Here is a 21,510-nt window from a genome sequence, read left to right as displayed (position 1 = left end):
CCCTATTTCTGTATCAATTTATTTAGTTTTTTATTTATTGATTTTTTTAAAACTCGTAATCTTTTAGAAATATAATGATGCTTTATTTTCAACAAAATATAATCTAAATTTATATTTCTATAAGCAATTTTCTTAAAAGATTCTCGATTAATATTATCACACTCAATATTAGTAAATAAATTTGGAATTATTTTATATCTATCAATATTCTTTAAAGAATCTAATTTCATTTTCCTTTTTTGAAGATGAATATACATATATTCTTTTTTTACCAACTCTTTTCCCTGAATAAAATATCTCATTATATGACCATTATCATATATAAAGAAACTCCTTATCCACTTTTCTCTTCTAATCTTATTTCCACTTACATCTGATTTAATAGAAATAAATTCAACTTTATTTGGATAAATGTCAGCACTATAATTAGTTGTAAAGATAGGAAGCCTCTGACTTTTGAAAATATTATTTATTGTTCTATTGCCTCCCCATGTCTCATCAAAAAAACAACTTTTATCTGTCTGAAACACTTCTTTATGCAGCTCTATTCCATTTAAACTTGCTTTAAATAATTCATTTACTTTTTTCTCATTCTTCATTAAAGTAAAATGACCAAATACAAATATTTTCTTATATTTTTCAAGCATCTCTTCAGTTATAAAATTTGACAGTTTTCCAAAAATAACATCTAAATCACAATAACCCCACCAGTCATATTCTTTCAAATAATCACTTAATATGTAGCCAAATGCAGGCTTAAAGTCACATAACTTATATGGCTTTTCCAAAGATATTTTAAAATCAAATTTATTTTGAACCAGTTCTTTAAATTGAGAAAACTCCATTCTATATAGCTTTACATTTTTAGGATAATTGTAATCTTTTTTATTATCTGTAAAAATAAGCCAATCAAAATCAGAATTTTTCCCACAAGAATTTAATGTCAATTGAAAATAATTAGTAAAATTACCAAAATATGGCACAATTAGGCATTTTTTCATTTTTTCTCCTACTACTTAAGTTTATTTAGTTTTCTTTAACCATTTTTGACCCTTATAAATAGAATATCTATAAGATATCTTTCTCAAAAAATCAAAAAGTGATGTTCTATCTATACCGCTTCTTCTAATCTCATATCTATCATCATCAATATTTCCGCTTCCTGTATTTGTAGACACTGCAAACTTATACCCTGCTTCTTTTACCAAGCTTTTCACATCTTCATTAAGATGTCCATAAGGATAAGCAAAAGTTGTAAGTTTTATATTATATTTATTTTCAAGAGCTGTTTTATTGTCAAAAATCTCTTTCTTAGCTTCCTCTATTCCAACATCAAAAAAATCACAATGATTACAAGTGTGACCACCAAATTCAATCAATCCACTTGAGATCATCTCTCTTACTTCATTTTCATCCATAAGGTGTAATTTTTCTTCCCCGTATTTTTCTACATCCCACTTGTTATACTTTAAATCTGAAACGAGAAAAATTACTGCTTTCATATTATATTTTTTTAAAAGAGGAAACATAATTTCATAATTATCTTTATATCCATCATCTACAGTAAGAATTATATATTTTCTTCTATCTCTGTTTTCTAAACCTATTTTTTCAAGATCTCTAAATGTTATAGTTTCATACCCAAGAAATTTTAAAATCTTTAACTGCCTTTCAAACTCTTTAGCTGTTACAAATGATTTTATCTTCACTGTATCATCTTTTTTATCTTTAAATTGATGATACATAAGAACAGGAATCTCTTTTTTTCTCATAAAATTACTCCTTTATCAGTATTAACTTTCTTAACTGTTTAAAAATTTCACTATCTGAAAACTTTGTAATTCTTTCATGACTCAGCTCTTTAAGTTGTTTTCTTAATTCTTTATCATTAAGACCTCTTAAAATAGAACTACTCATTTTTTCAACATCCCCAACTGGTGTCAAAATTCCATATTTTCCATTATCTAAAATCTCTCTTGGACCAACTGGACAATCTGTAGCTACAACTACACATTCATTTATAAGAGCCTCAACTAAAACCATTCCAAATCCCTCTTCTTTTGAACTATGTACAAATAAATCAGAATTTTTCATCCAAATATAAGGATTTACTTTGGTTCCCAGAAAAACAATTCTATCTTCTAACCTTAACTCCTTTACTAAGTTTTCCAGATTATGTCTTTCTGGTCCATCACCAATAATATATAATTTTTCATCTATTTTATTTTTAATACCTTTAAAAGCTAATATCAAGCTCTCAATATCCTTGTTTTTATCAAGGCGTGAACAAGATAAAATATATTTATCCTTTATGTATTCCAAATCCTGAGAACTCATATTTTCACTATTTATTGCTTCTCTTCTTATTTCTTCAATATCAAATGGATTATAAAGCATCTCTACATTTGGAATATCTGGGAATGCCTCTTTAAATTGTTTTTTCATATTTTCAGTTATAACTACAACCTTTTGAGATTTTTTAAATTTTTTCTCATAATAATGTTTTTTCCGCATATTTTCCATATTTGTATGTAGCCATGTAATAGTTTTCTTATTTGCAAGATCACATGGAAGTTTACAGGCAAAATCAATAAATACATCATAATCAAGTGTTTCTAATATCTTTTTTATATTCTTTCTATAATTTTTTCTACGCTGTTTCATAAAATAATTGTATGGAATTTTATACAAAAAATTTTTATTTTTCAATTTTCTATACTTATTTATCTTCGCAATAATGGATTTATCCACAACAAAAGAATAATCGACATTTTCAGGAATTTCTTTTAAAAGAATATTCCCTTCATCTCCATTATCTTCATTTATAAGCAAAAGAACATCAAACTCCTTGGCCAAATATTTTACATACTGCATAGCTAATTTTTCAGATCCTCCCATAATCAGAGAATCTGTATTAAACACTACTTTCATCTTTTCTCCCACTCACTTTATCTTTACTTTTTCATCACAATAAAAGAATAGATAACTCTATTTTTTCAAATTTAAATAGTTCTTTTTAATCGCAATATATAGTCCTATACCCCAACACAGAGTATTAGATTTCCATATTTCTCTCCATGAATCTTCAGTAAGTCCTCCAATACAAAAAGCTACTAACATCCCTGTAACAGCAATAATCACATAATGAATAAACAGATTATCCTTACTTTTTCTATAAAGTGCAACCTCTTCATAAAAAATATAAGCTAACATAGCAACAAATACAAACGCTAATAATCCTTCTTCACATAAAGATGTAAAATACATGCTATGAGCATTTCCAGCTATTGCAATTCTTTTAAGAGAAGCTCCATCATGAACTTTTGAATAACTTCCAGTTTTTTCAAAATAATCTAAATAATATTTACCTGAATTATCCCTTCCTACTCCAAATACAGGATTTTTCTTAAATATATTAGCTGCTCCTTCCCACATAAGAAGTCTAATTTTAGGCGAGTCATTATCTATATCTTTTATACTTTTTATTCTTTGCACATACTGATTGTTTTTAAAAGTATCAGTTTGAGTAATTCCTCCTAGCAAAAGAAAAACTGCCAAAAATACAAATACAGCTTTTTTATTTTCTCTAATCAATAGTATTAATATAAAAATAAAGCTTCCTACTGTTGCTATCCAAGCTCCTCTTCCTTGTGATAATACAAGTGCTACCATTGATAAAATAAAAATTATAAAATTATATATTCTAATTTTTATCTGACAATTTTTAAGAGAATAAATAAATATTACGAAGAAAAACATAGACAGCATAGCTAACATATGTGCTTCATTTAATGTATTTTCACTAAAGCTGGCAAATCTTGATGCCATATTCCATCCTAAATCTTTATATACTTTCATAGCATTAACAAAACATATGATAAATGAAATTGATACAAGACCAACAGTTTTTTTCAATATCTCTTTATTTGTTAAAAATATTGGAATTAAAAATATACCTAAATATCTATAATTTTTTTGAAATGCTATTGAAAAAGATTTAACTCCTCCAGGAGAGAGTAAACTGAATATTGGTAAAAGAATCAAAAATAAGAATATTATCTTTTCTTCTTTAATAAAAGTTAATTTTTCTTTTTTAATAACTATTCCTATTAATCCCAATAACATTAGTCCTAAACTTATATTAATTCCAACTTTAGATACCATTAAACTAAGAGTATAAAGGTATACTCCAATTTCACCTATTCTATATGCAAGTTTCTTATTTTCCAGTACTGTCATTTTTTTCTCCTTTTTTTTCATGGTAATCATTTTTTTTATCTCTTATCTTTCTAACCAATACAGCAAAAAGATAAAAGATATTTTTATTATAAGGATACTCTATCTTTTTAGGTAAGTATTTTTTTAGCACAAGAAAATCAAAATGTCTTCTATAATTTCCAAAATACATTTTTTTTAACTTAGTATCTATTACACGAACCTCTCCATTTCCATCAATTAGAAAATTCCCAGGGTTACAGTCTCCATGATATCTTCCTAAATCAAATATTTTACCCAGTACATTTATAATCTTTTGAAAATCATCTACTGTTTTAGGTCTTCTCCCTTCACAAAATTCCATAAGAAGTACCTCTTCAGTTATGACTCCTTTTTCTCTTTTTTCCATACTTCCAATACATGGAACAAGTTCTTTTACCCCTTTTTCTCTAAAAAATGTTATATTTTCAAGAGTTTTTAAGCTCTCACCTTTTTTTACAAAAGTCATCATTTTTTTTAACACTGTCCTTGGATAAAAAACCTTTAATAGATAATTATTTCCATCCATTTCAACTTTTGCAACATAGGTTCTTTTATCATTTTTATACTCTTTATGAACTACAAATTCTTTATTTAAAATTTTATCTAAAAGATTAAAACCTCTCTCATCTATTGAAAATAAAGAAAAATCATTACTTACTTTTTTTAACAGTTTCATTGTCCCCTCTTCTTATAAATCATTTGTTATAATATTTTCAAATTTTTTTAACACTTTTTTAGAATCGAATTCATCTACCCAAATTCTCATATTTTTAATATATTCAGATGTATCTTCTCTGTCAAGAAGCACTTTTTTTATCCCTAAAGATATTTCATCTGGTGCGCCAACATTTACAAGTATTCCATTTTTACCATTATTTAGAATTTCCTTTGGACCAGTTGGACAATCAGTTGCTATTATTATTTTTTCAAGAATTAAAGCTTCAATCAAGACTGTTGGTAACCCCTCAAATTTAGATGAATGAATAAATAAAGATGCTCTCTTTATATAGGGATAAGGATTGGATATAAATCCTAAAAATACAACTTTATCTTCTATTCCTAACTCTTTAGCTAGATTTTGAAGAATTTCCTTATGTCTTCCATCTCCAATTATATATAGCTTTTCATCTATAAGATTTGCCACTTGTGCATATCCTTTTATCAGAGTTGCAAAATCTTTTTGTGTCTCTTCAAGTCTACCTATAGCAAGAATATACTTATGTTTTACCTCAACAGGAGTTGCTGCTTTTTCTTTAATTTTATCTATATTAAATGAATTATAAAGTTTTACTACTTTATCTGAAAGAAATGGAAACATCTCAATAGCTTCTTTTTCCATCTCACCAGAGATAACAAAAACTTTGTTATATAGAGCCAATCTTTTTCCTAATCTTATTTGTCTTCTTTTTATCCCCCTATTATAATTTTTTAAACTGAAATGGCAAAAAGCAGCCTTTTTTATATTTAATTCATTAATAAAAGGTGATAAAGTCATATCATAATCAATTAGTATATCTTTATCTTTTATCATTTTTTTTATTCTATTCTTTAAAACTAATTTTCGCAACCAGGAATAACTTTCAAACAGCACTTTTTCAAGTTTATTTAACCTACCCATTATCTTTTTTTTCTTTAATGATGTATAAAAACTTTCATGAAAAACATACTCTACATTTATATTCTCAGGAATATCCCCTTTTAATTTTTCAAGTTCATCCATCTTGTAACCAATTAAGAGAGTAACCTTAAACTTTGTTGAATCAATATTTTTCAGTAATTCAATAAGAACCTTCTCAATTCCACCAACTACTAATACGTCTACATAAAAAACTAAATTAATCATTGTTCTCTCCTTGTTACACATTTAAAATTTTATTCTGTCTTCTATTATAACAAATTTAAATATTTTTTTCATCAAATTATATCATATCCAACTTATTATAAAATTATGCTATAATTAACGTATAATTAAAATATGGAGGAAAAAAGATGGAAGTAATTAATAAGCATAAGCATTCACACGTATACTATAATAGAGAAACTGATGAGTTTGTAAAACTCTTTTTTCCAAAGTTTTCTAAAAAAATAAAATATTTTTTTCAATTAAGAAAATACCCAGGGCATAATTTTAAATATATAAATGATGAACTTAATAAAATAGGCATATTAACAGCAGAAATTGTATCATATGATAAATACTCTGTAACTACAAAAAATCTTCATGGACCAACTATGGAAAAATTCATAAAAGATGACCTAGAGCATCCATTAGTTGAAGAATTTATCAAAATTGCTGTAAAAATACTTAAAAGTGGATTCTACAACGGGGACTTTGCGTTTAGAAACTTCATCATAAAAGACAATAAAATATATGCAATTGATTTAGAAGATTATAGAAAAGAGAGATTTTTTACACATGATATAAATTATGCAATTAAAAGATTGGGAAATCAGCTGCCTAAGCCTGTTGCAGAAAAAATCAAGGAGGAACTTACATGTTCAAGGTAAAATTTATATATAATCCAAAATCAGGTGGAGGAAGAACAGTTGAAAATTTGGATTTAATAATTGGTAAATATCAAAAAAAAGGCTATACAATAGTACCATATAGAGTCTCTGCCTTTAAAGAAATTAAAAATGCTTTTGAAGATATTGATTCATCATATCATCATATCCTTATAGCAGGAGGAGATGGGACTATAAATCAAGTTATAAATATAATGAAGGAAAAAAATATAAATCTACCAATTGCTATTCTTCCTTTAGGAACAGCAAATGACTTTGCTAAATATTTTGATATGCCACAAGATGTTGAAGAAGCCTGTGACAAAATACTAAATGGTGAAATTCAAGACATTGATATATGCAAAGCAAATGATAAATATTTTATAAATGTTTTCAGCTTTGGTCTTTTTACAGATATCTCACAAAAGACACCAACACATCTAAAAAATACAATTGGTAAACTTGCTTACTATTTTAATGGAATAAAGGAGATTCCTACATTTAAAAAAATGAATATTCTTGTTAATTCAGAACCTTTTTCATATTCAGGAAATGCTATTATCTTCTTTGCTTTTAACGGAAAAACTGCAGGAAATATCAATATAGCATACAAAAGTGATATAAGTGACGGACTCCTGGATCTTATTATCATAAAAGGGGAGGATATAAAATCAACTATTCTATCTGTATTTGAGTTTTTAAGGGGAGAACATCTTGAAAATCCAAAAGATATTATTCATGTAAAATTAAAATCATTTGATGTAAAGTATGATAATCCTCTTATAACTACTGATATCGATGGTGAACCTGGTCCTGATTCACCGATACATATAGAATGTATAAAAGATGGACTTAAAATCATCTGTTAATTTTTAAAGAAAGGATAGGTTATGGATAATTACAATCTTACATATTTAAACTTAAAAGAATTTACAAAAGATTTAAACGAAAAAGACATAAAGAAACTTCATACTCTTGGAATTAACACACTTCATGACCTATTTTATTATTTTCCAAGGGCATATGATGACAGAACAAATATAATGAAAATTGGAGATTTACGTGGAGAGGAATATGTGGTTTTAAAGGCAAATCTATTAAATGTAACTGCTCCTCCTACCAAATCTGGTGTAAAAATGGTAAAAGCTACTGCAACTGATGGCAGTGGTATGCTTGATATAGTCTGGTTTCAAATGCCTTATCTTCGAAAGACTCTTAAGCCAGGAGAGGAATATATTTTTATAGGACAGGTAAAAAGAGGATACAGATTTCAAATGGTAAATCCTGAATTTAAATTGAGTAGCAGTCAACGAAAACTAGCTGAAGGAGAGATTTTACCTATATATAGTACAAGTAAAACACTACCTCAAAACTCTTTTAGGAAAGTAATGAAAATACTTATAAAAAAATATATTCCACTTTTTTATGAAAATATACCTAATGAAATTTTAAAACAGTTTGGAATTATGGGGAGACGTGAAGCTCTTATTCAGATTCATTTCCCTACAAATAACAAAAATCTGGAAGAAACTAAGAGAAGGTTTGCTATTGAAGAGCTATTAGTATTGGAACTGGGAATTATTCAGAAAAAATTTGAAACAATTTATGATAGTGATGGAAGATATTCTCTTCCTGATAACAAAGCCCTTGTTACAAAATATCTTAACTCTCTTTCTTTTGAACTTACAGGAGCGCAGAAAAGAGTCATAACAGAGATTTATAAAGATTTAAATAAGGGAAAAATTGTAAATAGACTTATCCAGGGAGATGTAGGTAGTGGAAAAACTGTAGTATCAATAGTACTACTTCTTTATATGCTTGCAAACTCTTATCAAGGAGCTTTAATGGCTCCTACTGAAATATTGGCTGAGCAACACTATCTTTCAGTAAAGGATAAATTTGAAGAGCTTGGAATAAGAGTTGAACTTCTAACTGGAAGCTTTACTGGTAAGAAAAAACAGAAGATAATTGAAGATATAAAAAATGGAGATGTTGGAATTGTAATAGGTACTCACGCTCTTATAGAGGAAAATGTAGTATTTAAAAAGCTGGGAATGATAATAATAGACGAACAGCATAGATTTGGTGTTGTACAAAGAAAAAAATTAAGAGATAAAGGGGTACTGGCTAATCTTATTGTTATGAGTGCTACACCAATTCCAAGATCACTTGCACTAAGTATATATGGTGATTTGGATGTATCTATTATAGATGAATTACCTCCTGGAAGAAAACCTATTAGAACCAAGTGGATATCTTCAACTTCAGACCTTAAGATAATGTATGATTTTATTGATAAAAAACTTTCACAGGGAAGACAGGCATATTTTGTGGCACCACTTATAGAAGAAAGTGAAAAATTATCTGCTAAATCTGTTGAGGAGTTAAAATCTGAAGTAGAAAAATATCTACCAAAATATAGAATAGGTGTTCTTCATGGAAGACTTAAAAATAGCGAAAAAAATGAAGTTATGCAGGATTTTAAAAATAGAAAATATGATATATTAGTAGCTACTACTGTAATTGAAGTTGGAGTAGATGTTCCTAATTCAAGTATAATGGTTATCAGTGATGCTCAAAGATTTGGACTTTCTGCATTGCATCAATTGAGAGGAAGGGTAGGTAGAGGTAAACATCAATCATATTGTTTCCTTTTATCTAAAACTGATAATGATACTTCTAAAGCAAGGCTTCAAGTAATGGAAGAAACAGAGGATGGATTTAAAATAGCTGAAGAGGATTTAAGACTTAGAAAACCTGGAGAGATATTTGGTACAAAACAGAGCGGTCTAAGCGACCTTAAATTTATAGATATTATTCATGATGTTAAAACAATTAAACTTGCTAAAGATATAGCAACAAATTATCTTAAAAAGAATAAAGGTCAAATTTTAAATGAATATATGACCATTGATATTGCTGAAAAGTTTAAAGAAAGCTAGAAAACAAAAGAAAAATATGTTAGAATTAAGAGTAAAATAAATTTATATGGAGGACGAAATGAGATTCAGTAAGAGTTATATAAAAACACTTAAAGAAACTCCAAAAGAAGCTGAAATAGCAAGCCATCAACTTCTTTTGAGAGCTGCAATGATAAAAAAACTTACAAGTGGAGTTTATACATACCTACCATTAGGATTAAAAGCTCTAAAAAAAGTTGAAAACATTGTAAGAAGAGAAATGGATAGAGCAGGGGCACAAGAAGTATTTATGCCAGTACTTCAACCAGCTGAACTATGGAAAGAAAGCGGAAGATGGGACGTAATGGGACCTCTTATGATGAAACTTCAAGATAGAGCAAAAAGAGACTTCGTATTAGGACCAACACATGAAGAGGTAGTAACAGACCTTGTAAGAAATGATGTTTCATCTTACAAACACTTACCATTCAACCTATATCAAATCCAAACTAAATTCAGAGATGAAATTAGACCTAGATTTGGACTTATGAGAGGAAGAGAGTTCATAATGAAAGATGGATACTCATTCCACTCAAGCAGAGAATCACTAGATGCAGAATTTGATAATATGGAAGCAACTTACAAAAGAATATTCTCAAGCTGTGGTTTAAAATTCAGACCAGTTGAAGCTGACTCAGGAGCAATTGGTGGAAATGGTTCTAAAGAATTCCACGTACTTGCAGATTCTGGTGAAGATGAAATTATCTACTGTGAAGAGTGTAACTACGCAGCTAACGTTGAAACTGCTGTAAGTAGAGTTAAATATCTTGAAAAAGAAGAGTTAAAAGAGACTCAATTAATAGATACACCAAATGTATCAAAAATTGAAGATGTTGTAGAATATCTTAAAGTTCCAGTAGAACAAACTGTAAAAGCTATGATGTATAAAGACCTTGGAACTGACGATGTATACATGGTTTTAATCAGAGGAGATTACGAAGTTAATGAAACAAAACTTGTAAATGCTATTGGTGCAATTGAAGTAGTACTATTAACTGATGAAGAACTTGAAAAGTTAGGACTTGTTAAAGGATTTATAGGTCCATTTGGAATAGAATTAAACAATATCAAAATTGTTGCTGACGACACAATTCCTGAACTTACAAACCATACAGCAGGTGGAAATAAAAAAGATACTCACTATATAAATGTTAACTATGGTAGAGATTATAAAGCAGACATTATAAAAGATGTTAAGACAGTAAAACCTGGACATGTTTGTGCTAAATGTGGTGGAAAATTATCTTCTGCAAGAGGAATAGAAGTTGGACACATATTTAAACTTGGAACTAAATACTCTCAAGCTCTAGGTGCAACTTATGTTGATGAAAATGGACAATCACAACCTATCATCATGGGATGTTATGGAATTGGAGTATCAAGAACTCTAGCATCAGCTATTGAGCAAAATAACGACGAATATGGAATCATATGGCCATCAGCTATAGCTCCATATATTGTAGATGTAATCCCAGCAAATATGAAATCTAAAGAACAGGTGGAACTTGCTGAAGAAATTTACAATGCTTTACTAGATGATGGTATTGATACTATGATTGACGACAGAGATGAAAGACCTGGATTTAAATTTAAAGATGCTGACCTTATTGGTTTCCCATTTAAAGTAATCTGTGGTAAAAAAGCTGGAGAAAACATTGTAGAATTAAAGATTAGAAGAACTGGTGAAACTTTAGAAGTAAATAAAGACGATGTTATCTCTAAAGTTAGAGAACTAATGAAAAAATATTAATTTTTTAAAATTATATATTAGATATATGAAAGCACACTGAAAAACAGTGTGCTTTTTGTTTTTATAAAATCAAGACATAAAACAGTATTAATTTTATATATATAGAATGAATAGTAATTTTTTACTACACTTGTTAACTTAAGTGCCCAAATTCTGTATTATTACATATATTTTATATATATATGTAATTAATATAGTTAATATAAATAATGATAAATGTTCGTAAAATAAACGCATTTTCAATAAGGTGTTTTTTATATAGATATAAATTTCTTTTAATAATCTTTTTGTATCGAAATAATGTTTTTTTACAAGAGTAACATATGTTAATTGCATCGTTATAATATCAATTATATATATGCTAAATCATTGACATTTTATATTTATATATGTATATTTTAAGTAGGAACTAGGTTATACTAAATTATTAGGAGGTTTTTTTTATGTTTGAATACTCATTTAATATGGCGGAAACACTGGCCATCGCAGTAGTTATTTTATTATTAGGTAGATGGATAAAAAGAAAAGTATCTGTTTTGGAAAAATTCTTTATCCCTGCACCAGTTATAGGTGGTGTGTTATTCTCTTTACTACTTTTAATTGGTCACTCAACTGGAACATTTGCATTTGAATTTGATGCTGTTTTAAAAAATTTTTTAATGATTATCTTCTTTACAACAATAGGTTTCTCAGCAAGCTTTGAATTGTTGAAGAAAGGTGGTATTGGAGTAATTTTATTCTTAATATGTGCTACAATACTTGTTATCCTTCAAGACGTAGTTGGAGTTTACTTAGCTAAATTCTTCGGACTACATCCATTCATCGGTCTTGCTGCTGGTTCAGTTCCATTAACAGGAGGACATGGTACTTCTGGAGCTTTCGGACCTGTATTGGAAAAAGCAGGAGCTACTGGAGCATTCTCAGTTGCAATTGCTTGTGCTACATTCGGTCTAGTTGCTGGATGTTTAATCGGTGGTCCAATAGGTAGAAGACTTTTAACAAAATATAATTTAAAACCAAAAGAGATTGAAAATCCTGAAAATAAAGATATAATAGATATGGAGAAACAACTTCCTGTCAGTGAAAAAACATTATTTGATGGTGTAGTTGTTATAGCTATCTCTATGGGAATTGGAGTTTATATTCCACTTCTAGCTCAAAAATATGGTTTAACTTTACCACCATATATCGGTTCAATGTTAATTGCAGCAGTAATCAGAAACATAGCAGATAAAAGAAGAGTTATACTTCCAATGAAAGAAATTTCAATAATAGGTAATATATCTTTATCTTTATTCCTAGCAATGGCTTTGATGTCATTAAAACTATGGCAACTAGCAGAACTTGCACTTCCATTAATTGTAATCTTAATAGTTCAAACAGTTATGATGGGACTATTTGCTTACTTTGTAACATTTAATGTTATGGGAAGAGATTATGATGCATGTGTACTTGCTACTGGACACTGCGGATTCGGACTTGGGGCTACTCCAAATGCAATGGCTAACATGGAAGCATTTGCTAGTTCTACAGGATTCTCTGCAAAAGCATTCTTTATATTACCACTAGTTGGTTCATTATTTATTGACTTCGTCAACGCAACTATAATTACTTTCTTTATGAATATATTTGGATAAGATAATTTAGCTGGTGTTGCACGAGTCAGGGGGCAACACAGATGCACAATTATTATAATATTGGAGTCTTCGATTCAGGGGTTGGAGGAACAACAGTATTAAAAGAAATTATAGATATTCTTCCTTGTGAAAATATCCTTTATTATGGTGATAGTGGAAATTCTCCTTATGGGGAAAGAACAATTGAAGAGATTCAACAGCTTAGCAGAAACATTGTTAACTTCTTTATAACTCATAGTTGTAAAGCTGTAGTAATTGCATGTAATACTGCTACTGCTGCTGCTCTTGATGTTTTAAAAAAGGAATTTCCTCTGCCAATAATTGGTGTAATTTCTGCTGGAGCAAAAACAGCAGTCCACTCAACAAAAAATAATTCAATAAGCATCTTATCTACTCCTTTTACAGCTCTTTCAAAAGCTTATGCTAATGAAATAGCTAAAATATCTAAGGAAGTAAGGGTTTATCAGGAAGGATGTCCTCAATTCTGTCCCATGATTGAGATAGGTTGGGAGACATTTGAAGATAGGGAGCGAATTTTAAAAGAGCATATGAGTAATTTGTCAAAAAGTTCTGATACCCTTATTCTTGGATGCACACATTATCCAATAATTAGAAAAGATATTGAGAAATATTTTAGTGGAACAATTGTAGATCCAGCAAAAGAAACAGCTTTAGAGTTGAAAGAGTTGTTATCTAAATATAATATGCTTAATAGAAGCAATAAAAAAGGGAAACTTAAGTTTTTTATAAGTGGGGACAGAGAGAGATTTAAGTTAATTGCAGAACAATTCTTACAATTTAAAATTGACAAATTATACAAAGTGGGTAAATAAAAAAAGCTAGAGGTTTAAAACTTCTAGCTTTTTTCTTTATCTTTGTTCTTAATTATTCGTTATAATATAAGTTTTCTGTAGGGAATACCTGATCACAAGTTAAGTCTATTCCAAGTTTTCTTAAAGTCTGCTCATCTGTTTTTCCTAAGATATTTGTACAGTGTGCTTGTGTTCCTTTAAGATTTACAAGATTTTTCATTGCAACCTGTGCCATTGGATTTGTAGCAGCACAGATACTTAATGCCATTAAAATCTCTTCACAGTTTAGTGCAACATTTTTACTTTGTAGTGTTTTATCCTTTAGATTCATGATAGGTTCTAGTATTACTGGAGATATAAGTAAGATCTCATCATTTATCTTTGCAAAGTGCTTTACAGCGTTTAAAATAGCTGCAGAAGCTGCATCCATAAGGTGTGATGACTTACCAGTAATGATAGTACCATCTGGAAGTTCAAAGGCTATTGCAGAGGCTCCTACACAATCACATTTATTTGCTCTTGCTTTGATATCTTCAAGTTTTTTTCTAGCAAATGAAACTACTCTTCTGTCTTCTTCTTTTAGTCCTAACTCATCCATTATTAGACGTGTTCTTTTAAAAGTGTCATAATCTACATAACCTTTTTTATATTCACAACCTGTTTTGAAGTATCTTCTGATTATCTCCTGTTTCGATGCCTCTTTTACTACTTCATCATCTATAATTCCAAATCCAACTCTGTTAACTCCCATATCAGTTGGAGATTTATAAACTGATTCCTGTCCAGTAATTTTTTCTATTATTCTTTTTAATAGTGGGAATGCCTCAACGTCACGATTGTAGTTTACAGCTGTTTCTCCATAAGCCTCTAGATGGAATGGGTCAATCATGTTAACGTCTTGTAAATCAACTGTAGCAGCTTCATAAGCGATGTTTAAAGGATGTTTTAAAGGTACATTCCATACTGGGAATGTTTCAAACTTAGAATATCCTGCCTGTTTTCCTCTTCTATATTCATGATATAGTTGGCTTAAACAAGTAGCAAGTTTTCCACTTCCAGGTCCTGGTGCAGTAACTACAACTATAGGTTTAGTAGTTTCTATATATGGATTAGCTCCGTATCCTTCATCACTTACTATGATATCTATATCTGTTGGATATCCTTTTGTAGCTCTGTGCTTGTATACTTTTATCCCCCTACGTTCCAATTTATTTATAAATAATGTTGTTGCAGGTTGATCATTGTATCTTGTTATAACAACGCTATTTACTTGAAGTTCGTTCTCTCTTAAATCATCTATAAGTCTGAAAACTTCCATATCGTAAGTAATACCAAAATCTCCTCTGATTTTATTTCTTTCAATATCACCAGCGTATACACAAATTACTACTTCAAGTTTGTCTTTTAATTTATGTAATACTTTGATTTTAGCATTCTCATCAAACCCAGGTAAAACTCTTTTAGCGTGTAAATCGAATAATAATTTTCCTCCAAACTCCAGATAAAGTTTGTCATAATTATTAACTCTCTCTAAAATATATTTAGATTGCTCTTCAAGGTACTTAGTGTGATCAAATCCTATTTTCATTATAACTCTCCTTTAATTTTTTATTTTTTCTCGACTTTTTATTATAACATAAGTTACATATAATTACCAGTTGTTTTGCGAACTTTTTACATATATATTCAATACTATATTTATACACTTTAATAAAAATGATACACATAAAATTACTCAGCTACCTCATAATCAGAATAGCTGAGCAATACTGTGTAGATATTATTTTGTACTAATTTTCATTTTATCTCAACGCCTGTCACAAACGCATCTATATCCACTGACGATTTATCAGATGGAGTGTTTAAAGTTTCCTTAATCTCTTTTAATGCTTCTCTTACTCTTATATCAGGTCTATCAATTATAAGGTATCTCGCCATTGAGTATTCAATATATTTTACTATACATATAAATACTCCACAAACAAAAGCTATACTTCCAACAATTAACAATAAAAGTGCCAGAATATCTGAATCAGTTTTACTGATTAAAATCATACAGATAATTCCTACAATATAAAATCCAAATGTCCACATTGCAATAAAGAATGAATATGCAACACCATAAAAAAATGATTTTTGAAATCTATCTGCAATGAACTCTTTATAATTCCTATAAGAAAGCTCTGACTCCCCATTTACATATCTGTAAAAAGAAGCTGTCCAACCAAGTATTGCTCCATTGTATATTCCCGCAGCAATAAATCCAACTACAATACTGACTACAAGTGGATAAACAATGGCATCAGCATCGCTTATAGCATCAGCTCCAAACTCAACTATTCCTCTTAATATTCCAGTTCCAAAAAGAATTCCAAAAAATATAAGATTAATTATCACTCCCTTTTTCCAGTTTCCTTTCAAAAGTGAACGTGATGCAGCTTTAAGATCTCTAACAACTATTTTTTCTTTCATAAATCATATACCCCTTACGACTTTATATAGTCATTAACATATCTCGCTTATTTATTTCTATTTTCTATATATTCAGCAAGCTCTATAAGCATTGCACTTTTTTCTTTTCCAAACTGCTTTGTAAGAATCTCTTCAGCTTCTTTAACAGTTGCATGAAGAAGCCTCTTGCTCTCTTCAAGACCTATAATTGAAGGATATGTTGATTTTTCATGCTCTATATCACTTCCAACAGGTTTTCCTATAGTCTCAAAATCACCCTCTATATCAAGGATGTCATCTTTTATTTGGAAAGCAAGACCTACAAGTTCTGAATATCTAAGAAGTGTTTCTTTCTCATCAGCACTTGCATTTCCAATAATACATGCACATTCTACAGGAAGTCTTAAAAGTTTTCCTGTCTTATGAGTATGCATATATTTCAAAGTTTCCATATCTATTTTTTTACCTTCACTGGCAATATCCACCATCTGACCACCAATCATCCCATTGATTCCAGCATATTCAGAAGTAAGTCTAACTATCTTAACTATCTTTTCTGCTGGTAAATCTATGTTCTTATCAGTAAGTATATAAAAAGCATGAGTCAGAAGAGCATCTCCAATCAGTATTCCCTCTGCCTCTCCAAATTTCTTATGTGTAGTAAGTTTTCCTCTTCTGTAATCATCATTGTCAAGTGCTGGTAAATCATCATGTACTAATGAATATGAGTGAATCATCTCAATTGCAGAAGCTGTTGGAATACCTTTTTTTTCATCACAATTTAAAATATCCAAAGTCATAAATAGAAGTATAGGTCTTAATCTCTTACCTCCGTTTAAAACTGCATATTTCATTCCCTCTGCAATTACCTGAGGATAATCAAGTTCATTTAAATATTTTTCTATTCCAGTTTCAACAAGATTTTTTCCCTGTAACAGATTATCTTTAAATGACATATTAAACCTCCTCAACCTCAATATCACCATTATTTTTTTCAATAACTTTAAGAACTTTTCCCTCTGCCTGATTTAAAAGGTCTGAAGAAGCTTTTAATAATTTCATAGCCTTTTCATAAGCTTTAATTGAATCATCAAGTGATAACTCTCCATTTTCCATCTGTCTTATAATTTCATCTACAGATTTAAGATTTTCCTCAAAACTACCTGTACTCTTCATACTTCCTCCTTTTAAGGTTATCTAGTATAAAATGTAATACATTTTTTACCATATTTCCTTTCATCTGCTTTTTTAAATTCTCCAACTGTGTCTTCCATATCTTCAAAAAGATGGTGCTCACAAATAACTAACCCATCATCTGCTAATATACCATTTTTTTGTATTGCTTTCAACACTCTGGTACATACAGAATCCTTATATGGTGGATCCATAAAAATAATATCAAATTTTTCACCTTTTCTGGCTAAAATCTCTATTGCTCTAAAAACATCATTTTTATATGCTCTGCATCTATCTTCATACCCTAAAGTATTAACATTCTCTATTATATATCTCAAAGCTTCATTGTCTTTCTCTATCATTATCGCCTTTGCAGCTCCTCTGCTAAGTGCCTCAAGAGAAATACTTCCACTTCCACTGAAAAGGTCCAAAAATCTTGCTCCTTCCACATATGGAGCTATTATTGAAAACAGTGATTCTTTCATACTACCAAGTGTAGGTCTAGTGTCTGTTCCCTTTCTAGTTTTTAATTTTTTATTTTTTGCATCTCCTGCAATTATTCTCATTATGCCACCTCCGTTAATAGATGAACATAGCATCTCCAAAACTGAAAAAATGGTATTTTTCTTCAACTGCAGTTCTATATACATCCAACATGAATTCTCTACTTGAAAAAGCTGATACAAGCATTAAAAGTGTTGATTTTGGTAGATGGAAGTTTGTAATTAAAGCATCTACAACTTTAAATTTATATCCTGGATAGATAAATATCTCAGTACTGTTTTTCTGAGCAATTACCTTTCCATTTTCATCTACTGATGACTCTAATGCTCTTGTACTTGTAGTTCCAACTGATATAATTCTTCTTCCTTCAGCTTTTGCCTTATTTATAATATCAGCTGCTTCCTGTGGTATCTCAAAACTTTCTTCGTGCATCTTATGCTGTAATACATCTTCAGTTTGTACAGGTCTGAATGTTCCAAGTCCTACTTCCAGGAATATATCAACAATTTGAATTCCTTTTTTCTCTATTCTTTCTAAAAGCTCTTTTGTAAAGTGAAGTCCTGCAGTAGGTGCTGCAACTGATTCACCTCTTTGAGCATAGACAGTCTGATATCTGTCCTTATCTTTAAGTTTTTCAACTATATAAGGAGGTAGAGGCATGCTCCCTAACTTATCTAACACCTCTTCAAATGCTCCTTCATAACTGAATTTTAAAATTCTATTTCCATCATCTTTGATTTCTATAAGCTCTGCTACAAGCTCTTTATTTGTTCCAACATATAATTTTTGTCCAAGTTTCAATTTTTTGGCTGGTTTTAACAGACATTCCCAGGTATCAAGGTCTATTCTTTTAATCAAAAGAATCTCTAAAACCCCTCCTGTTTCCTTATGTCCAAATAATCTAGCTGGAATTACCTTAGTAGAGTTTCTAACTAAGATATCTCCTTTTTCTAAATAATCTATTATATCGTAAAAATGTTTATGTTCCACTGTGTGGTCTTTTCTATTGACCAACATAAGTCTTGCATGGTCTCTAGGTTCTCTAGGACTTTGTCCTATAAGCTCCTGGGGTAAATAATAGTCATAATCATGTAGTTTAGTTGACATTATATTTCCTCTCTTTTCTTTCCTATAACTACTCTTTCAACATCTCCATAGTCTTTTACTACTGAGATAACATCAAAAGAGTTTTTTCTCATTATTTCACTTACTTTTTCAGCCTGATTATACCCTACTTCAAAAGCAAGATATCCCTTTTCAGTTAGATATTCTCCTGCTTCTTTTGAGATTCTCTCATAGAAATTATACCCATCTTCATTGTCAGTTAATGCATTTTTAGGTTCGTATTTTAATACTTCAGGCATCAATGTCTTATACTCTTCAATAGGTATATATGGAGGATTAGATACAATAAGGTCAAATTTTGCACTCTTATATTTAGCCTCTTTTAAAATCTCAAAAACATCTGATTTTATAAATTTTACATTTTCAGCTTTATTTAAATCTCTATTGGTATTTGCTACCTCAAGAGCTCCGTCACTTATATCTATTCCAAGAACCTGTGCATTTGGAAGCTCTTTTCCCAATGTTATTGCAATAGCTCCACTTCCAGTTCCAATATCACAGATTTTAGGTCTCTCTACATCTGCCATAAGAAACTTGCATTGCTCAACAAGTATCTCTGTATCAGGTCTTGGTATTAATACTCTTTCATCCACTTTAAATGGATATCCATAAAATTCCCATTCTCCTAAAAGATATTGCAGAGGTCTTCTCTCTTTCCCTCTGGCTCTTAGAAGATTTTTTATCTCATTTAACTGTTCTTCTTCTATTTTTCTATTAAAAGTAAGTGTAAGAATATTTCTACTGGTATTAAGTACATGAGCAAAAATATACTCTGTATCTATTTTAGGATTTGGAACTCCATATTTTTCAAGATACTCAACTGACTTTTCAAAAATAAACATATTCTCTTTTCTATAATCCTTCAAATCCAGTCCAGCATCTCCTTTTTCTTTGTTCAATTCTTCAAATCCAATATGTCTTGTTGCCATCTCTTTTAAATATGATTTTATAAGAGCTTTTTCCTCTTCATTTAGAGTTCTGTCAAAATGAACATATAGGCTTATCTTATCAACTTTCAATACACTTGCTATCAATTTTTCACTTTCAAGTCTGGGTTTTGAAAAAGAGTATTTTTGCAAATACTCTTCTGAAAATTTTAATATATCTAGTAATCTCATCTTACTCTTCTGTTGAGCTAGCTAACATCTCAGCTTGGTTAAATGTAATCAATGCATCTATCATCTCATCCAAATCCCCATCTAAGAAAGCTTCTAATTGATATACTGTGAACTTGATTCTGTGGTCTGTTATTCTTCCTTGTGGGAAGTTGTATGTTCTTATTTTTTCAGATCTGTCCCCTGTTCCGACTTGAAGTTTTCTTTCACTTTCTACTTCACTTCTTTGCTTTTCACATTCCATCTCATATAATTTAGCAACTAAGTGTTTCATAGCTTTTTCTCTATTTTTTAATTGTGATCTTTCATCTTGACATTGTACAACTATACCAGTTGGTAAGTGAGTAATTCTTACTGCTGAGTCAGTCATGTTAACGTGCTGACCTCCTGCTCCACCTGATCTATATGTATCTATTTTCAAATCTTTAGGATCAATTTTTACTTCTTTAATATCTTCAACTTCAGGAAGTACAGCTACTGTTGCTGTTGAAGTATGAACTCTTCCTGCTGATTCTGTTTCTGGAACTCTTTGTACTCTGTGTACTCCAGATTCAAATTTTAATTTTGAATAAGCTCCGAAACCGTGAATACTGAATACAGCCTCTTTTATTCCACCTATTCCAATCTCTTGTTTTTCAATAATTTCTACTTTCCATTTCTTTCTTTCTGCATATCTACAGTACATTCTGAAAAGGTCTCCAGCAAATAGAGCAGCTTCGTCTCCTCCTGCTCCACCTCTTATTTCAACAATAACGTTTTTGTCGTCATTTTCATCTTTTGGAAGTAGAAGTATCTTTAACTCATCCTCATATTTAGGTAGTTGTTCTTCTAACTCTCTTTGTTCCTCATTCATCATTTCTCTCATATCAGGATCTTTTTCCTGTTTTATATTCTCTTTTATAAATTGTAGATCCTCATAAAGAGCTTTATATTCCTTGTATTTCTCAACTATAGGAGTTATCTCTGATAATGCTTTATTACATTCCATCATTTTATTTGGGTCATTTAATATTTCTGGCGATCCCAATGTCTGATTAAGTTCTTCATATTTTTTTACAACTTCTTCTAACTTAGCGAACACTTTATTCTCATCTCCTTTATTCAACACTATAACTTAATAAGTATAACATATTTTTGCAAAAAAATCAATTTTTCAACATATAAAAAAAGCTGAGTAACATTTTTAAAAAAATGTTTTACTCAGCTCTCTTTTTTGTA

At 29.8% G+C, this 21,510-nt stretch carries 20 protein-coding genes; 6 read left to right on the top strand and 14 right to left on the bottom strand.

From position 1 onward, the window contains the following. Nucleotides 1–2: 2 nt before the first annotated feature. Genes IX290_RS04870 through IX290_RS04845 form a run of 6 tightly spaced genes read right to left on the bottom strand, consistent with a single transcriptional unit; the run spans nt 3 to nt 6,100 of the window. The gene (locus tag IX290_RS04870) at nt 3–1,001 is read right to left on the bottom strand and encodes a DUF6625 family protein (protein ID WP_211492093.1); all 999 of its coding nucleotides are present in this window, start codon (nt 999–1,001) and stop codon (nt 3–5) included. Between the two features lie 21 nt (nt 1,002–1,022). Continuing rightward, on the bottom strand, nt 1,023–1,772 hold the full coding sequence (locus IX290_RS04865; protein WP_211492092.1) for a polysaccharide deacetylase family protein: 750 nt from the start codon (nt 1,770–1,772) through the stop codon (nt 1,023–1,025). 4 nt (nt 1,773–1,776) lie between these two features. Continuing rightward, nucleotides 1,777–2,931 carry a glycosyltransferase gene (locus IX290_RS04860; protein ID WP_211492091.1) on the bottom strand — a complete coding sequence of 385 codons (1,155 nt, stop codon included), beginning with the start codon at nt 2,929–2,931 and terminating at the stop codon, nt 1,777–1,779. A 57-nt stretch (nt 2,932–2,988) separates the two neighbouring features. Continuing rightward, nucleotides 2,989–4,239: an O-antigen ligase family protein gene (locus IX290_RS04855; RefSeq protein WP_211492090.1), complete on the bottom strand. Its 1,251-nt coding sequence runs from the start codon at nt 4,237–4,239 to the stop codon at nt 2,989–2,991. Beyond that, nucleotides 4,220–4,933, bottom strand: a complete 714-nt coding sequence (locus IX290_RS04850; RefSeq protein ID WP_211492089.1) for a lipopolysaccharide core heptose(II) kinase RfaY — start codon at nt 4,931–4,933, stop codon at nt 4,220–4,222. Before IX290_RS04850 ends, IX290_RS04855 begins: the two co-directional genes overlap by 20 nt. A gap of 12 nt (nt 4,934–4,945) precedes the next feature. Next, nucleotides 4,946–6,100 (bottom strand): glycosyltransferase, encoded by a 1,155-nt coding sequence (locus tag IX290_RS04845; RefSeq protein ID WP_211492088.1) that lies wholly within the window; start codon nt 6,098–6,100, stop codon nt 4,946–4,948. Nucleotides 6,101–6,246: 146 nt separating this feature from the next. Here IX290_RS04845 and IX290_RS04840 point away from each other — a divergent pair, with 146 nt between their 5' ends. The 6 genes from IX290_RS04840 (at nt 6,247) to murI (ending at nt 13,942) form a co-directional block, all read left to right on the top strand. Continuing rightward, nucleotides 6,247–6,765, top strand: a complete 519-nt coding sequence (locus tag IX290_RS04840; protein WP_211492087.1) for an Mn2+dependent serine/threonine protein kinase — start codon at nt 6,247–6,249, stop codon at nt 6,763–6,765. Further along, nucleotides 6,753–7,631 carry a YegS/Rv2252/BmrU family lipid kinase gene (locus IX290_RS04835; protein ID WP_211492086.1) on the top strand — a complete coding sequence of 293 codons (879 nt, stop codon included), beginning with the start codon at nt 6,753–6,755 and terminating at the stop codon, nt 7,629–7,631. Before IX290_RS04840 ends, IX290_RS04835 begins: the two co-directional genes overlap by 13 nt. Before the next feature lie 21 nt (nt 7,632–7,652). Beyond that, on the top strand, nt 7,653–9,704 hold the full coding sequence (gene recG, locus IX290_RS04830) for an ATP-dependent DNA helicase RecG (RefSeq protein ID WP_211492085.1): 2,052 nt from the start codon (nt 7,653–7,655) through the stop codon (nt 9,702–9,704). 58 nt (nt 9,705–9,762) lie between these two features. Continuing rightward, on the top strand, nt 9,763–11,472 hold the full coding sequence (locus tag IX290_RS04825) for a proline--tRNA ligase (RefSeq protein WP_211492084.1): 1,710 nt from the start codon (nt 9,763–9,765) through the stop codon (nt 11,470–11,472). Between the two features lie 443 nt (nt 11,473–11,915). Further along, a complete protein-coding gene (gene gltS, locus IX290_RS04820) occupies nt 11,916–13,109 on the top strand; it encodes a sodium/glutamate symporter (RefSeq protein ID WP_211492083.1) in 1,194 nt (397 codons plus the stop codon). Between the two features lie 41 nt (nt 13,110–13,150). Beyond that, a complete protein-coding gene (murI, locus tag IX290_RS04815) occupies nt 13,151–13,942 on the top strand; it encodes a glutamate racemase (protein ID WP_211492082.1) in 792 nt (263 codons plus the stop codon). Between the two features lie 52 nt (nt 13,943–13,994). Here the strand turns inward: murI and IX290_RS04810 are convergent, their stop codons facing one another. The 8 genes from IX290_RS04810 to prfA form a co-directional block, all read right to left on the bottom strand. Further along, on the bottom strand, nt 13,995–15,509 hold the full coding sequence (locus IX290_RS04810; RefSeq protein WP_211492081.1) for a DUF1846 domain-containing protein: 1,515 nt from the start codon (nt 15,507–15,509) through the stop codon (nt 13,995–13,997). Nucleotides 15,510–15,718: 209 nt separating this feature from the next. Then, nucleotides 15,719–16,393 (bottom strand): DUF975 family protein, encoded by a 675-nt coding sequence (locus IX290_RS04805; RefSeq protein WP_211492080.1) that lies wholly within the window; start codon nt 16,391–16,393, stop codon nt 15,719–15,721. Between the two features lie 47 nt (nt 16,394–16,440). Continuing rightward, nucleotides 16,441–17,328 (bottom strand): polyprenyl synthetase family protein, encoded by an 888-nt coding sequence (locus tag IX290_RS04800; RefSeq protein ID WP_211492079.1) that lies wholly within the window; start codon nt 17,326–17,328, stop codon nt 16,441–16,443. Nucleotide 17,329: 1 nt separating this feature from the next. Further along, complete coding sequence (gene xseB, locus IX290_RS04795; protein WP_211492078.1) at nt 17,330–17,548, bottom strand: exodeoxyribonuclease VII small subunit; 219 nt, start codon at nt 17,546–17,548, stop codon at nt 17,330–17,332. A 17-nt stretch (nt 17,549–17,565) separates the two neighbouring features. Next, nucleotides 17,566–18,114: a 16S rRNA (guanine(966)-N(2))-methyltransferase RsmD gene (rsmD, locus tag IX290_RS04790; RefSeq protein ID WP_211492077.1), complete on the bottom strand. Its 549-nt coding sequence runs from the start codon at nt 18,112–18,114 to the stop codon at nt 17,566–17,568. A gap of 13 nt (nt 18,115–18,127) precedes the next feature. After that, nucleotides 18,128–19,159, bottom strand: coding sequence for a tRNA preQ1(34) S-adenosylmethionine ribosyltransferase-isomerase QueA (gene queA / locus IX290_RS04785; protein ID WP_211492076.1), 1,032 nt, complete (start codon nt 19,157–19,159; stop codon nt 18,128–18,130). Next, on the bottom strand, nt 19,159–20,295 hold the full coding sequence (gene prmC, locus IX290_RS04780) for a peptide chain release factor N(5)-glutamine methyltransferase (protein WP_211492075.1): 1,137 nt from the start codon (nt 20,293–20,295) through the stop codon (nt 19,159–19,161). Before prmC ends, queA begins: the two co-directional genes overlap by 1 nt. Before the next feature lies 1 nt (nt 20,296). Further along, a complete protein-coding gene (gene prfA, locus IX290_RS04775; protein ID WP_211492074.1) occupies nt 20,297–21,373 on the bottom strand; it encodes a peptide chain release factor 1 in 1,077 nt (358 codons plus the stop codon). Between the last annotated feature and the right edge of the window lie 137 nt (nt 21,374–21,510).

Source organism: Fusobacterium sp. DD2 (assembly GCF_018205345.1).
GTDB lineage: Bacteria > Fusobacteriota > Fusobacteriia > Fusobacteriales > Fusobacteriaceae > Fusobacterium_A.
The sequence above is the reverse complement of the archived record's forward strand: the minus strand, read 5'-3'. Positions and strand labels throughout refer to the sequence as shown.

Excerpts from the sequence above, each read along its gene's own strand:
- IX290_RS04870 (WP_211492093.1), bottom strand. The coding sequence starts at position 1,001 with ATGAAAAAATGCCTAATTGTGCCATATTTTGGTAATTTTACTAATTAT.
- IX290_RS04865 (WP_211492092.1), bottom strand. The coding sequence starts at position 1,772 with ATGAGAAAAAAAGAGATTCCTGTTCTTATGTATCATCAATTTAAAGAT.
- IX290_RS04860 (WP_211492091.1), bottom strand. The coding sequence starts at position 2,931 with ATGAAAGTAGTGTTTAATACAGATTCTCTGATTATGGGAGGATCTGAA.
- IX290_RS04855 (WP_211492090.1), bottom strand. The coding sequence starts at position 4,239 with ATGACAGTACTGGAAAATAAGAAACTTGCATATAGAATAGGTGAAATT.
- IX290_RS04850 (WP_211492089.1), bottom strand. The coding sequence starts at position 4,933 with ATGAAACTGTTAAAAAAAGTAAGTAATGATTTTTCTTTATTTTCAATA.
- IX290_RS04845 (WP_211492088.1), bottom strand. The coding sequence starts at position 6,100 with ATGATTAATTTAGTTTTTTATGTAGACGTATTAGTAGTTGGTGGAATT.
- IX290_RS04840 (WP_211492087.1), top strand. The coding sequence starts at position 6,247 with ATGGAAGTAATTAATAAGCATAAGCATTCACACGTATACTATAATAGA.
- IX290_RS04835 (WP_211492086.1), top strand. The coding sequence starts at position 6,753 with ATGTTCAAGGTAAAATTTATATATAATCCAAAATCAGGTGGAGGAAGA.
- recG (WP_211492085.1), top strand. The coding sequence starts at position 7,653 with ATGGATAATTACAATCTTACATATTTAAACTTAAAAGAATTTACAAAA.
- IX290_RS04825 (WP_211492084.1), top strand. The coding sequence starts at position 9,763 with ATGAGATTCAGTAAGAGTTATATAAAAACACTTAAAGAAACTCCAAAA.
- gltS (WP_211492083.1), top strand. The coding sequence starts at position 11,916 with ATGTTTGAATACTCATTTAATATGGCGGAAACACTGGCCATCGCAGTA.
- murI (WP_211492082.1), top strand. The coding sequence starts at position 13,151 with ATGCACAATTATTATAATATTGGAGTCTTCGATTCAGGGGTTGGAGGA.
- IX290_RS04810 (WP_211492081.1), bottom strand. The coding sequence starts at position 15,509 with ATGAAAATAGGATTTGATCACACTAAGTACCTTGAAGAGCAATCTAAA.
- IX290_RS04805 (WP_211492080.1), bottom strand. The coding sequence starts at position 16,393 with ATGAAAGAAAAAATAGTTGTTAGAGATCTTAAAGCTGCATCACGTTCA.
- IX290_RS04800 (WP_211492079.1), bottom strand. The coding sequence starts at position 17,328 with ATGTCATTTAAAGATAATCTGTTACAGGGAAAAAATCTTGTTGAAACT.
- xseB (WP_211492078.1), bottom strand. The coding sequence starts at position 17,548 with ATGAAGAGTACAGGTAGTTTTGAGGAAAATCTTAAATCTGTAGATGAA.
- rsmD (WP_211492077.1), bottom strand. The coding sequence starts at position 18,114 with ATGAGAATAATTGCAGGAGATGCAAAAAATAAAAAATTAAAAACTAGA.
- queA (WP_211492076.1), bottom strand. The coding sequence starts at position 19,159 with ATGTCAACTAAACTACATGATTATGACTATTATTTACCCCAGGAGCTT.
- prmC (WP_211492075.1), bottom strand. The coding sequence starts at position 20,295 with ATGAGATTACTAGATATATTAAAATTTTCAGAAGAGTATTTGCAAAAA.